The organism is Clostridium sp. CTA-19 (assembly GCF_054767855.1).
Genome location: NZ_BAAABH010000007.1, coordinates 65,561 through 80,627, shown reverse-complemented (window position 1 = coordinate 80,627; position 15,067 = coordinate 65,561). Strand labels below are relative to the sequence as shown.

Here is a 15,067-nt window from a genome sequence, read left to right as displayed (position 1 = left end):
TACTAAAATAAAAAAAACACCCGTAATGGGTGTCAATAATAAATCAGTTGCCTATTATATTCTTTTTAATTTTATCCATGTTTTTACAACTTTATTCACTATAATAACATAAATAAATTAAAATACAATATAATATTATATCAAAAAAATAATACAATAAACAGTAGATTTTATTTTTTTATATTTATTTCTATGTTAATTTTTTTTAAACGGATGAAATATATAAAATATTTCATATATTTTTCTTTAAATTTTTAGTGACTTATATTAGCTCTTCCAGAGTAAACTATTCCTACACCTTTATTTGAATGCAGTGTTATAAATGCTCCAGTCTTTATTATTTCCATGGCATCCACTGCACTATATATTATTGGAATATCTTTTGCTGTGCAATCAATAACTACACTTGAACTCATCTCATCTTCTTCAACAATTATTCCTGAAACTTTATCTATAACATCACAGTATTCTCTACCTAATCTTTTTACTACAAGAATTTCTCCTTCATCTATATTATCTACTGCTTCCTTAACATTATCTACACATAATGCTGTTCCATAAGCTGTAGTCTCTATAGTTCCTGTTCCTTGAATTAATATATCCCCAATAACATGAACTTTCATCATATTAGTACTTCCTACAAAGTTAGCTGGGATACCTGCTACCATTACAACTAAATCCCCTCTTTTTACATATCCTTTTTCTAATGAAACTTTTGCACAGTTTTCCATAAGTTCATCTGTATTATCTATTTTTTCTGCTTGTATAGCATAAACGCCCCAATTTAATGCTAAGCTTCTAGCAACTCTTTCACTTGGTGTTACTGCTATTATTGGACACTTAGGTCTATATTTAGATACTTGTTTAGTTGTATGGCCACTTTGTGTTGCAGTTATTATTGCTGATGCATTTAATTCTGCCGCTGTTGTGCAAGTAGCTAAACTTATAGCATTTGAAACATTTGGTATATGACTCTTTCTACTATAGTTCAATTTTGAATCATAATTTATATAATTTTCTGCTGTTCTTGCAATATTTGCCATTGTTTTTACAACTTCAACTGGATATTTGCCATTTGCAGTTTCTCCACTTAACATTATAGCATCTGTTCCATCGAATATAGCATTTGCAACGTCAGAAGCTTCTGCCCTTGTAGGTCTTGGATTTCTTATCATAGAATCTAACATTTGAGTTGCTGTTATTACAGGCTTGCCAGCTATATTGCATTTCTCTATTATCATCTTTTGTACTACAGGAACTTCTTCTGCTGGTATTTCAACACCTAAGTCACCTCTAGCAACCATTATTCCATCAGAAAATTTTATGATATCATCTATATTATTTACACCTTGTCTATTTTCTATTTTAGAAAATACTTGTATATGTTCAGCTCCGGCCTTAGATAGAACTTTTTTTATATCTAAAACGTCAGAAGCCTTTCTTATAAATGAAGCAGCTACTACATCAACATCATTTTCAGCTCCAAACCTTAAATCGGATATATCTTTTTCAGTTAATGCTGGTAGCTTTATTGCCACATTAGGAACATTAATACCTTTATTATCACCAATAATTCCAGTGTTTCTAACTGTTGTATATACTTTAGTTCCTTCTATTCTTTGAACCTCTAGGGCAACAAGACCATCATTGATCAATATAGTGTCTTTAGGTTCAACATCTTCATATAAATTTCCATAAGTAACAGAACACTTAGTTTCATCACCTATAATTTCTTCTTTACAATATATAACAAACTCAGTATCTTGTATTAATTCTACAGTTCCATTTTCAAATTTATGTGTTCTAATTTCTGGGCCCTTTGTATCTAATACTATAGCTATATATTTTTTTAGTTCACTTCTAGCCGCTTTTATCATATCGATTCTATTTTTATGTTCATCATGGCTACCGTGAGAAAAATTAAGTCTCGCTGCGTTCATCCCACACTTCATAAGCTCTTTTATAATTTCTTTATTATCTGTTGTTGGTCCTATGGTGCATACTATTTTAGTTTTTTTCATATTTTCCTTGCCTCCTTAATAAATAGACTTAAACTTTTGTTTATCCTATTTCTCTCCTATTGATTTAATATTTTTTCATTAAGTTTAATAATATTTTTTTCATACAGTTTATTAGTATGATAAAATTCGTGCTATATGATACAATCTTTTATCAAAGACTTTTTCCATTTCTAAAGCTTCTTTTATATCCATATCTATTATTTGACCATTTTTAGTTCCTACAGCTCTCCCACTTGCACCTTCCATTAAAAGCTCTACAGCTCTTACTCCTAATTTTGAAGCAAGTATTCTATCAAATGCACTTGGATTTCCACCTCTTTGAATATATCCAAGAACTGTTGCTCTACATTGAAGACCAGTTACATCTTCTAAATCTTTAGCTAATTTTTCTGCTCCGCCTATATTTTTTGCAACACCTTCTGCTAATATTATTAAATTGTGGAGTTTTCCTCTTCTCTTCCCTTCAAATATAGATGTACATATTTCTTCAAAACTAAATTCTACTTCTGGTATTATTACACTTTCTGCTCCACCTGCAATTCCTGCAAATAAAGATAAATCTCCACATTCTCTGCCCATAACTTCAATTATGCTAATTCTTTGGTGTGAAGTAGATGTATCTCTAATTTTATTTATACAATCTAATATTGTGTTTAATGCTGTATCAAAACCTATTGTGTAATCTGTATATGATAAATCGTTATCTATTGTTCCTGGTATTCCTATTACCGGTACACCTAACTCTGATAAAAGCTTAGCTCCTTTAAAAGAGCCATCACCACCAATTACCACAAGACCATCTATTTTAAAGATATCCATTACCTTTTTAGCACGTTCTCTGCCCTCTGGAGTTCTAAATTCTTCACTTCTAGCAGTTTTAAGTATTGTTCCACCTCTGTGAATTATATCTGATACGGAAAATCTTTGCATTTCAACAATATCGCCTTCTATAAGACCATTATATCCATTTTGTATTCCTAAAACTCTTAAGTTATTATCTGTACCCATTCTTACTACTGCTCTTATTGCTGCATTCATAGCTGGAGCATCTCCACCACTTGTTAAAACACCTATAGTTTTCATTAATAACGCCTCCTTTGCTTCTTAATTTTTATTATTAATTATATATTGTTAAATTTAAAAATTATTTATATAAATTTTTTAGCATTGTAATAATTAAATTAAAATTTTGACAAATTAGATTATGTGCCTCTTAGAATAATATAACATTTTATTGTTAATTAAACTTAAAGAAATCTTTTTAAGTCTTCATATTAACAAATTAATTTTTCTCTTATTAATTTGACCAAAAATATAAATTTTAAAACAAAAATTTCCATAACTTTATACTTTAAATTTTAAGCAAATTAAAAGATTTAATCAATAACTTTTAAAATTTTTGTTTATTAATTTGTCTGTATTTATATTCTCCAACATAAAAAATATAAATACATCTTAGCATTGTTGTTCTATATATTATTATAAAGCAATTTATAGAGATTTATTAGATTATATTTTGAATAAGATATTAATCTTTAAATATACTATTATACAGTATTTTCTAATTTATTTAAGTATATCTTACCCAATTCTTTTGCTTTCTTGCTGGTATACGCTCTTTCTTTTGCTATATCAATAACAACTAACCTTACCTCTGTTATACCACAAAGATAAAAACAATGGATTTTTTCACATTTGAATTTCTTTATAGCTTGTACAGTATTTTGAAAAAGGGGTTTTTTACAAAGCAATATTAATGTGATATTACTTTTTTTATGTTCTATGTGTGGTTTTACAATCTCTTTTATTAGGTTTTTACTATGTTGCAACAATTCATTTATTATTTTTTCGTCTAAATTATCAACCTTTCTAACAAGACAATATTCATTTACCTCAAATTTATCAATTATATCATTTTTAGTTATCAAAGTTCTTCCTTCAATGTTTTTATAATGTGCATATAAATCATACCTTTTTTTACAAATTGTTTTATTTTTTATAACTTGAAAATTTTTTTCATACATTTGTTCTAACTTCTCTATATAAGTTATTGCATCCATATTAAAACTCTCCTATCAAATTAATTACAATATAAAATTTGAAAGAAACTAGCTATTTATGTTATTAACTGCTAGTTTCTTTATATAATAAATTTAAAATTAGTTTGTTTTTTAATTAGTTTTTATATTGTTTTTCAATTTTTTTAATTGTCTATATGACTCTATCAATAACATTATTGCTACTATTAACAATAATGCCCCTAATATTCCTAAGATTATGCTACCACCTGTAAACAGGTTCTGATATATTAATATTAAAAGTGCTGATACTGTTACTATAAACATAAATATCATAGGTATTATTACCATAGTATAATTTTTTCCAACCTTCATAAGCCATGTACTTAGTGCTAATAATGCTAACGCTGCTAAAAGTTGGTTTGCAGATCCAAATATAGGCCAAATTTTAGTATATCCATACAATGTTAACAATCCTGATGCTGCTACCGTTACTATAGTAGCAAACCATTTATTACAACAAACTTTTTTTATTTTTTCATCAGAATCTGAAAAAGTTTCTTGGAAAATATATCTTCCTATTCTTGTTGCCGAGTCTAAACTAGTTAGTGCAAAGGATGCAAATGTTAGCATAATAAAAACTTTTCCTACTTTTACTGGCACTCCAAAGCTACCCATAAAATTTGCAATACCACTAGCAAATACAGCTGCTGGTGCACCCTCTACACCTTTAAATGATGCTACAGCTATTAATGCTATAACTGCAACTATTCCCTCTATAAGCATTGCACCATAACCTATAAGTTTTGCATCTCCCTCTTTATTTATTTGTTTTGAAGATGTTCCAGAACCTATAAGAGAGTGAAAACCAGAAACTGCACCACAAGCTACAGTTACAAATAAAAATGGAAATAATGTTTCACCTTTTGCAGTTGTAAACCCTGCAAAGCTTGCAATTTCTAAAGTAGGATTACTTACAAATATACCTATTGTCCCTAAAATTAGCATTGAATATAGTAAAAATGAACATAAATAATCTCTTGGCTGAAGCAATATCCAAACTGGTAAAATTGATGCTGCTGCTATATATATTATAAGTACTACCATCCATGCTCCTTTAGATAATTTAATTATTGGGAATAAGTATCCAATCCATACACATAAAAATAATAAAATAACTCCAACTACCGTTGATATACCTACACCTTTACCCTTTTTGTTAACAAAAAATCCAAAACCTACCGCTAATATAATAAAAAGCATTGATGCTGTTCCTGCCTGTGCACCAGCTAAATTTTCTGGGTCATAGGCAAATGAGCTTGCACATATATCAGTAAATGCTGCAACAACTAAAATTAGTGTAGACCATGCAAAAATATTAAATAGTAATTTTCCCTTTTCTCCTAAAGTAGTTTTTATTATCTCTCCTATACTTTTTCCATCATGCCTTATTGATGCAAAAAGTGAACCAAAATCATGTACTCCTCCAACAAACACACTACCTACTAGTATCCATAAATACACTGGTAGCCATCCAAATACTGAAGCGACAATTGGTCCTGTTATAGGCCCTGCCCCTGCTATAGATGAAAAGTGATGACCTAACAGAACTCTTGCATCAGCAGGCACATAATCCACATTATCAAACTTAGTATGTGCAGGTGTCTTTCTATTAAGGTCTATACCCCACTTTTTAGCAAGCCAACTTCCATAGGTTAAATAAGCGACAATAAATATCACTATAGCTCCTAAAAGCAAAACTATAGCATTCATAAAAAAGCCTCCTTTAATATAATATTGAACATGTAAAATAACACTTATAAAATCCCAATACAAATTTTGTAGAAATTTATATTAAAATGATTTTCTAAATGTTTTTAACACATCCTATGTATAAAATTTCAAGTTCTAATTTTTTTGTTCTTTACAATATATATATATTTATTTAATTTTCATTTATGTATAATTAAATAAATTAAAGGGTTAAACATAAAATAAACTATATCTATTATCAAAAATATAATACAAAAATGAGAAATTTAAAAATCTAATAAAATATGCTTCTATATAATCCTTTTACATAGATGATTTTATTATTTTAGGTATCCAAGTTTTAAAATTATCTATTCCAAAACTTGAATAACCAAAATAGTGAGACATGCTCCGAATCACCTAGAATTCAACACTACATTTTGTATAAAAATATTTTAGGTTATTGAATAAATTTTTGTTATCAGTTAAGAAAAAATACAAATAAAACCTAAAGCAATCAAAACTGTTTCTAAAAAAGTACGTTTAGTATTATTAGGAACATAGTGAGTAATAATCACCACAACTCTTAACTTTTCACTATTAACTTTTAACTAAAATAATCTGTTAGTTATTGATAAAATATTAATTTGAGTTTTCTCATTTGATAAATGAATAAGTTTAAAATTTAATTTGGAACCCTATATAAAGAAATGATTAAACTTATATATGCTATAATATTGTTAATTGTAAAATTTATTATTATATATTCATTTAATGGTAATAAAAATCTGACACTATATCAGTAAATATTTAATAACGATAGGAGTGAGAAAATGAGTGATTTAAAGCTTCGTCTTATGACAGATTCAGAAGTAACATATTGGTACACACAAGAGTTTGAAAAGGATTTTAACTTACAAGAAAGAAAGCCTCTAGCTGATATTATAAAACTTCGAAATTCTGGTCAATATGATTTATTAGGACTATTTGATAAACACTCTAATCAAATGCTCGGGTATGCAACTATTTGGAAATCTCCAAATATAAATTTATTACTCTTAGATTATCTTGGCGTATCTTCAAGCTTACGCAATAAAGGACTAGGAAGTAAAATTCTATTAGCCCTTAAAAAATACTACAAAAATGAATATATAATAGTGGAATCAGAACTACCAGTTTCTGAAGATTCTGCTTCTGAAAATAATTTACGTAAGCGTAGAATAAACTTCTATAAAAGAAATGGATTTAAACCCTTATATGAAATGGCTACATGTGGCATGAGATGGCAGGCTTTAGTTCTTAGTGATAACATTATATCAAGTCAATCAGAAATCTCTAAGATAATGGATGATCATAAAGCTATCTATGGGAAATCACGAAATGATGTAAAGATTCCAATATATCAAGATGAAGTTCCAACTATGCCTTATTGGATGTTAAAAAAGTAATATTCAATAAATACTTTTACTTTTAATACACCATATTCTCCAACTTAAGATGTTTATATGAAAAAGTACCTATAGATGACACTATATTTTATTGTGTCTACTCTATAGGTACCATTTTTAAACTTAACCTTTTTATTAATTCTTTTTTCGATATTTTTTAATAAATTAACGGTTAAGCTGAAGCAATATTAAATACTTTTTAAACTTATATATAAACAAATAGCTCCTAATATTGTGCCTCCTAATAATAAACTTAGTATAAAAAACTTTTTAGGTCTAGTAATCTTAGATTTTTCTCTATCACTAATAACCATATCTTTTATTAAAGAAATGATTAAATACATCATACTAAATGAAAATAATAAATTAAAAACAATAAGTACATAATCATTATTAATTTTTTTACTAATTGGCCATTGCAATATAATTATAGCCCACATTAATATATCTTTTTTATTAAAATATTTCTTATTAATTATTTCCTTCATAAAATCCCATATCCTTTAATTTATATATAGCAAAAACTATGACTAAACATATGTAATTTCTGTTTAGCCATAGTTTATAAAAGCTGTTTCTATGTTGTAAAATTTTCGAGTCATATATTGTTCTTCCAGGCATCCAAAACTTATAAACTCTAACTAAAATGTGATTTTGGAATCCTATAGTAACTATTTTTGTTCCATAACTTTTACGTTATTTTCTCCAAAAATATCTTTTAAAAGTTTTATACTATCATACTCATTCTCTAGCCAATAACCTTTGTCTAATAAGTATGATTTTCTATCGTCAGCTGTACATAAATACACTGGTGTATTCCCTTTTAAGTCTAAAAATTTTCTTTTTATTTCTTCTGTAGCTAATTTCAACTTACTTTTATCCTCTATAAGAACATATATTTTATCCTTGCTTATATTTACTAATGGGTCTATCTGTTCACACAAAATTTTATTTTGCTCATCTTCTCTTACAGCAACCCTTCCTTTAATTAATACAACCTCATCTTCATTTAACAGGTTTCTATATTTTTCAAAGGTTTTAGGGAAAACTACAACTTCTATAGCCCCATATAAATCTTCTAATGTCAAAAATGCCATCATAGTATTATTTTTAGTTATTTTTCTATTTACAATTGAAATTAATCCACCAACTATAACCCTATCATTATCACTTACTTTAGAGGTATCTTCTTCTATATCTATATTATCCTCTAAGTTTTCACCTTTAAGTAAATCTGATATATTATGACTTGTCTGCATTTTCAAAGATTTTTCGTAATCATCTAATGGATGACCAGATAAATATATTCCTGTCATTTCTTTTTCCATAGCTAAAATTGCTCTTTTATTAAACTCTTTTATATCCGGGAAATCTACTTCTGAGTTTGCCTCATCATCTAATATATCAGTAAATAAGCTTATTTGTCCTTTTACATTTCTCTTTCTTTCATTATTTACCCCCTCTAAAACTCTTTCATATACCGCTGAAAGTTTAGAACGATAAATTCCTAAAGAATCAAATGCACCAGACTTTATAAGGCTTTCCACGGCTCTTTTATTTACAATAGATGTATCTATCTTATTGCAAAAATCCATAAATCCTGTAAATTTCCCTTTTTCTTCCCTATCTTTAACAATAGATTCTATAACATTTTCACCAACATTTTTTATTGCTGAAAGTCCAAACCTTATGCTGTTTTCATTTACCGTAAAATCAGAATAACTTTCATTTATGTCCGGTGGAAATACTTCTATACCTAATTGATTAGCAAATCTAATATAATATGCTACCTTTTCATTAATTCCCTTCACAGAGTTTAACATTGCTGCAATAAATTCTGCTGGATAATATCTCATTAAATAGGCTGTTTGGTATCCTATTACAGCATAACAAGCAGCATGGCTTTTATTGAAAGCATAAGAGGCAAAGTCCATCATTTGATCAAATATTTTATTAGCAGCCTCTTCTGAAATACCATTCCTAATACAACCTGGCACTTCAACATTTCCACTATCATCTACAATACCATGGATAAAGTTTTTTCTTTCCTCTTCCATTACTTTATGTTTTTTCTTCGACATGGCTCTTCTAACCATATCACTTCGTCCTAGTGAATAGCCGCCTAGTTTTCTAACTATTTCCATTACCTGTTCTTGGTAAACCATAACTCCATAGGTTACATCTAGTATGTCTTCAAGTTCCTTTGTTTCATACTGAACATTATCAGGACTTCTTTTACTTTCTATATATCTAGGTATTTCAGCCATAGGGCCTGGTCTATAAAGACTTATTCCAGCTATAATATCTTCTAGTGAGTCTGGCTTTAACTCTTTCATAAAACTCGTCATACCAGCAGACTCCAGTTGGAATACCCCTACAGTTTTGCCTTCACCTATCATCTTATAAACATTTTGATCATCTAAATCAATCTTGTCTAAATCTATATCAATTCCTCTATTTTCTTTTATAAATTTAACGCAGTCTCTCATTACAGTTAATGTTCTTAATCCAAGAAAGTCCATTTTTAAAAGTCCAAGTTCTTCTAAAGTTCCCATTGTGAATTGAGTAACTATCATTTCTTCATTCTTTTGAAGTGGCACATAGCTTACAAGAGGTTTAGATGCTATAACTACCCCAGCAGCATGAGTTGAACTATGTCTTGGAAGCCCTTCTAAATCCTTTGCTACATCTATAAGTTCTTTAACTCTTTCTTCATCATCATAGGCTTGTTTTAACTCTGGATTCATTTCTAGCGCTTTTTCTATTGTTATATTTAAAACTGTTGGAATCATTTTAGCTATTCTATCAACTTCTGCATAAGGATAGTCCATAGCTCTTCCCACATCTCTTATACAAGCTCTTGGAGCCATAGTTCCAAAAGTTATAATTTGAGATACATTGTCTTTACCATACTTTTCAACAACATAATCTATAACCTTTTGTCTTCCTTCATAACAAAAATCTGAGTCTATATCGGGCATACTAACTCTTTCAGGATTTAAAAATCTTTCAAATATAAGTCCATATTTTATAGGGTCAATTTTAGTTATATCCAATGTATATGCAACTATAGCACCTGCTGCTGAACCTCTACCAGGTCCTGTTGGTACACCATTTTCATTTGCAAATTTTATAAAATCCCAAACTATTAAGAAATAATCTACATACCCCATTTCTCTGATTATTCCAAGTTCATACTCTAATCTATCTATAAGATTTTGGGCCTGTTTATTTTTTTTCCCAATTAAATTAACTTCTTCATAGTTCAAATCTTTATCTTTTAGTCCATTAAAAGCATCATATTTTTCTATTAATCCCTCATAACATACTTTTTTTAAGTATTCATAAGCCTCAACGCCTTCTGGTAATGGAAATTTAGGCAATTTAGATTTATGAAATTCATAATCAAAATCACACATCTCTGCAATTTTAACTGTATTCTCTAAAGCTTCTGGTATATATCCAAATGTTTTTTCCATTTCTCCTGGGGACTTTAAATAGAATTCATTAGATGGATATCTCATTCTATCTTTTTCTTCCACTGTTTTTCCTGTTTGTATACAAAGTAGAACATCATGAGATTTAGCATCCTTTTTATTTATATAGTGTATATCATTTGTACAAACTAATGGTATATCACATTCTTTAGATAACTCTATAAGCATTTCATTTACTTTTAACTGGTCTTCAAGATTATGATATTGAAGTTCTAAATAAAAGTCCTCTTTAAATATGCTCTTGAATCTTAATGCCGCCTCTTTTGCCTTTTCTTTGTCATTATTAAGCAAATGTGATTGAACTTCTCCACCTAAACATGCACTTAATGCTATAATTCCTTCACTATGATTTTGTAAAAATTCATGATCTATCCTTGGTTTATAATAGAATCCTTCTATAGATGCCTTAGACACTATCTCCATTAAATTTTCATATCCACGCTCATTTTTAACAAGTAACACTAAATGGTTTGTTTTATTTTCGCTACGATTATCTTTAATAAGCATAGAGTTTGATGCTACATAAACTTCGCAACCAATTATAGGTTTTATACCTGCTCCTTTAGCTGCTTTATAAAAGTCTACACATCCATACATAACGCCATGATCTGTTATTGCTATACTTTTCATTCCTAATTCTTTAGTTTTTTCAATTAATTTATCTATTTTACCTGAACCATCTAAAAGACTATATCCTGTATGTACATGAAGATGAACAAATTTTCCTAAGTCCTCTTTATGTAAATTTTCATTCATATCCATCCTCCTCTCTTATTTTTATTTATATACTTTTAACTATTAATTACTTTTTAAGATTACCTTTTATAATTAACCTCTCACTTCCATCGTCACTACATGTTACAAGTGTTATTGTAGGAGTTGAAGTTTCCTTTAAAACATCCATATTATTAGGCTTTACAATTTCACTACCACTTACCTCGTAAGTATAGTTTGAATCATATGTAGTAAATTCTATTATATCACCTTTTTTTAGTTGATCTAATTTTAAAAAGAACTCTCCTGTAGAATAATTTCTATGTCCAGCTAATGCAAAATTTCCATTTTCACCTGCCATTGCAGTATTCAAAAAATGGCCTACAGCATAATCTATTGTATCTTCCTCTGTTCCTTCTTTAACTGCTACCTTCAATCCAATATTAGGTATTTCAAGAATTCCAAGAACAGTTATATCCTTTATTTGCCCTTCTTTTACACTTTTTTCAAAACTTTGGATATACTTATCTTGTGCTTTTTTAGTTTTAAACTTATTACTAGTTCCCATAGCTATCATGGCAATACCTGAAATTAATAAAATTCCAGCTAACCCATTTATCAATATCTTTTTTACACTCAAAACCTATTCTCCTCCTAAAATAATTACTTTTTATATTATACACCATATGTGATTTAATTTTTATATTCCAAATTATACTATTTGTGTCAAAAAAATTAATTTTTATTTAGCCTTTTAAATTCATAACTCTATTTTAAACATATATTTCAAATTTTTCTTAAAACATCTAAATACTATTTTAATTATTTCCATAATTATATATTTTAGAATAAAATATATAAAACTACTAAATAAAAAAATAAATTTAACTTTATTTTACTATAAATAAAATTAAATTTAAAACTTTTCAAATAAAAAAATATAAAATAAATAGTTATTTTATATTTTTCATCCTTAATAAAATTTCACTGCATTTTTATAATATTTTATTCCAAAATATCCTATGAGTATATATATGCTATAACAACATATAAGACTGCATAAAGAAGGTATAAATATACTTCTACCCATTAATTTTTCTACTATTAAGTTTACAAAAATATTATCTAATGTTGCAATTATTAAGGGCACTATAAATATGGTTTTTATTTTTTTATTTATAATTTTATTTATTGAGTCATTTGATACACCCAAATTTTTTAATGCAAAATATTTTTCCTTTTCACTATATACACTATTTATTTGCCTTAATAAAATAGTTCCGCCATTACATATAATTAAAATTAAAAACATAAATCCACCTAAAAAAAGTATTGGTCCGTAAGTGTTTAAATCCATTTTATAACGTCCAACATATGAATTAAAATCTAAATTTTTAGCCTTTAATTCATTATATATAGCTAAACTATTATTCTCATTTTTCACATCTATAAGCCTATATACATTTGTTTTACCTAAAGATTTAATTTTATTATAAATTTCATCTTTAACTACAACTAAATCCATACCTACTCTTTTATTTATTAATCCTTCATTATATTGTTTTTTTATTTTTAATTTAGTATTATCTTTACTGCTCTGTAAATAAGTTCCCTCTATAAAATTATGAAGCCCTACTCCTGCTGACTGTTTAAATATAATACATTCGTCACTTTTAAATTCTACTATATTAATATTTTTAACTTTCGAGATATATCTATAGTCACTTTCGCTAATAAAATCCATATAACTTTCAACAATTCCACTTTTACTACCTAATTCCTGATTTAAATAGTATTTATTATCAAATCTTATTGTTTTTATTGTTTTATCTAATACAATCTTATTATTTTCATATTTTGTAAAGATATCATCTAAATCATTTTTATATGTATCATCCTTTATAATCACAAAACTAAATTTATAATCTTTTTTAGAATTTTTTACTGTATCATAATATATGGAAGATGTAATACTCAAAATAGTTACTGCACAAGCTATTACTACAGTGTTAATAGTTAAGATTTTAGCATTACTACTCAATTTATTACTTATATCAGATATAAATATTAAATTTTCTCCTCTATAATATAATTTTTTAGACTTTTTCAAAACACTTACTAGGATAACTATGGTACTAAAAAAGAAAAAATAAGTACCTGTTACATTCATAATTAGCACTAAAAAGCAAAAATTTAATGAAGATCCCATTAATGAAGTAAGTGCTAAAACATATGATGTAATTATTAGTATTACTCCTAAAGTACATTTAAAAATAGATTTATTTTTACACATAACTTTTTCTTTTTTATTTTTCAATAATTCTATCAATTCACATGTTGTTATAAGTTTATAACTTTTAATTTCCGAAATTATAAAAAATATGCTTATAATTATTAATGTAATTATTAACTCTTTAAAGTTTATATTTATTGAAGCATATTGCTTGTTTTTACATAAAGTAAAAATAATCATTAACATTAATTTTGATAATATGGTTGCTAAAAATATTCCTAAAATTAAAGCTATAAACAATACTATTAATTTTTTTATTAAAAAGAAAAAATAAACCCTCTTCTTTCTAACACCAAGTATTCTATATACACCTATTTGTTTTTTTATTCTGTTTACTAAATTAACATTACTTACTCCTAAAAGAATACCAAAAATAATTGTAAAAATTATAATTGAATAAATAATTAATATAATAAAAAAAATACCTATTTCTTTAGAAAAATTTTTATCACCTATAATAATTAACGTGCATATAGCAAAAGCATAACAAATTAATATAAAAAAATATTCTTTAAAACTTGCAAAATCTTTCTTGAAATTTTTAAGAAAGACTTTAACAAATTTCATTTTTTATTCCTCCAAGCATCGCAATCATATCTGTTATTTTAAAATAGAACTCTTCTTTACTTTCACCTTTTACTATTTCAGTAAATATTCTTCCATCTTTTATAAATAAAATTTTATCTGCATAACTAGCTGCCAGTGGATCATGTGTAACCATAATTATTGTTATCTTATATTCCTTGTTTAAATTTTGTAAATTACTTAAAAATATTTTACAACTATTAGAATCAAGTGATCCTGTTGGTTCATCTGCTAAAATTAATGATGGATTTGTTATAATTGCTCTACAAGCCTCAGCTCTTTGTTTTTGACCACCTGAAATTTCATAAGGATAATTACTTAACACATCATAAATGCCTAATTTTTTAGTTAAATCTTCAACCTTCCTTTCCATTACTTCTACTTTCTCATTTTTAAAAGTTAATGGTAATATTATATTTTCTTTTATGGTTAAAGAATCTAAAAGGCTTGTCTCTTGAAATATAAATCCTAACTCCTCTTGTCTAAGTTTTGATATTTCCTTATCATTAAGTTTATTTATGTTTATATTATTTAAAAGAACACTTCCATCTGTAATACTATCCACACTAGAAATTATATTTAGTAATGTAGTTTTTCCTGACCCTGAAGGTCCCATTATACCTATAAATTCTCCCTTATTAACAGTAAAACTTATGTTTTTAAGTGCTTTAAATTTATTATTTCCAAATCCATAAATCTTACTAACATTATCTACCACAAGTATGTTATCCATATAACT

General features: G+C 27.0%; 10 protein-coding genes. 1 reads left to right on the top strand and 9 read right to left on the bottom strand.

Annotated features, from left to right (window positions below; genetic code table 11):
* Nucleotides 1-254: 254 nt before the first annotated feature.
* The 4 genes from pyk to ACYUE0_RS05700 form a co-directional block, all read right to left on the bottom strand.
* Entirely contained in the window at nt 255-2,021 is a 1,767-nt protein-coding gene (gene pyk / locus ACYUE0_RS05715; RefSeq protein WP_061995791.1) for a pyruvate kinase, read from the bottom strand.
* 111 nt (nt 2,022-2,132) lie between these two features.
* The gene (pfkA, locus tag ACYUE0_RS05710) at nt 2,133-3,104 is read right to left on the bottom strand and encodes a 6-phosphofructokinase (protein WP_061995792.1); all 972 of its coding nucleotides are present in this window, start codon (nt 3,102-3,104) and stop codon (nt 2,133-2,135) included.
* 464 nt (nt 3,105-3,568) lie between these two features.
* A complete protein-coding gene (locus ACYUE0_RS05705) occupies nt 3,569-4,081 on the bottom strand; it encodes a hypothetical protein (RefSeq protein WP_460269822.1) in 513 nt (170 codons plus the stop codon).
* 111 nt (nt 4,082-4,192) lie between these two features.
* Nucleotides 4,193-5,812, bottom strand: coding sequence for a carbon starvation CstA family protein (locus ACYUE0_RS05700; RefSeq protein WP_460269821.1), 1,620 nt, complete (start codon nt 5,810-5,812; stop codon nt 4,193-4,195).
* Nucleotides 5,813-6,648: 836 nt separating this feature from the next.
* Here ACYUE0_RS05700 and ACYUE0_RS05695 point away from each other — a divergent pair.
* Nucleotides 6,649-7,239, top strand: coding sequence for a GNAT family N-acetyltransferase (locus ACYUE0_RS05695; RefSeq protein WP_460269820.1), 591 nt, complete (start codon nt 6,649-6,651; stop codon nt 7,237-7,239).
* Between the two features lie 188 nt (nt 7,240-7,427).
* On the opposite strand, the gene ACYUE0_RS05690 is transcribed toward ACYUE0_RS05695, so the two are convergent.
* The 5 genes from ACYUE0_RS05690 to ACYUE0_RS05670 form a co-directional block, all read right to left on the bottom strand.
* Nucleotides 7,428-7,727 carry a hypothetical protein gene (locus ACYUE0_RS05690; RefSeq protein ID WP_061995796.1) on the bottom strand — a complete coding sequence of 100 codons (300 nt, stop codon included), beginning with the start codon at nt 7,725-7,727 and terminating at the stop codon, nt 7,428-7,430.
* A 183-nt stretch (nt 7,728-7,910) separates the two neighbouring features.
* Nucleotides 7,911-11,492, bottom strand: a complete 3,582-nt coding sequence (locus ACYUE0_RS05685) for a DNA polymerase III subunit alpha (RefSeq protein WP_460269819.1) — start codon at nt 11,490-11,492, stop codon at nt 7,911-7,913.
* 46 nt (nt 11,493-11,538) lie between these two features.
* A complete protein-coding gene (locus tag ACYUE0_RS05680) occupies nt 11,539-12,090 on the bottom strand; it encodes a class D sortase (protein ID WP_460269818.1) in 552 nt (183 codons plus the stop codon).
* 333 nt (nt 12,091-12,423) lie between these two features.
* Entirely contained in the window at nt 12,424-14,310 is a 1,887-nt protein-coding gene (locus ACYUE0_RS05675; protein WP_460269817.1) for an FtsX-like permease family protein, read from the bottom strand.
* Nucleotides 14,297-15,061 (bottom strand): ABC transporter ATP-binding protein, encoded by a 765-nt coding sequence (locus ACYUE0_RS05670; protein ID WP_061995800.1) that lies wholly within the window; start codon nt 15,059-15,061, stop codon nt 14,297-14,299. The genes ACYUE0_RS05675 and ACYUE0_RS05670 overlap by 14 nt, the downstream gene beginning before the upstream one ends.
* Nucleotides 15,062-15,067: the final 6 nt, after the last annotated feature.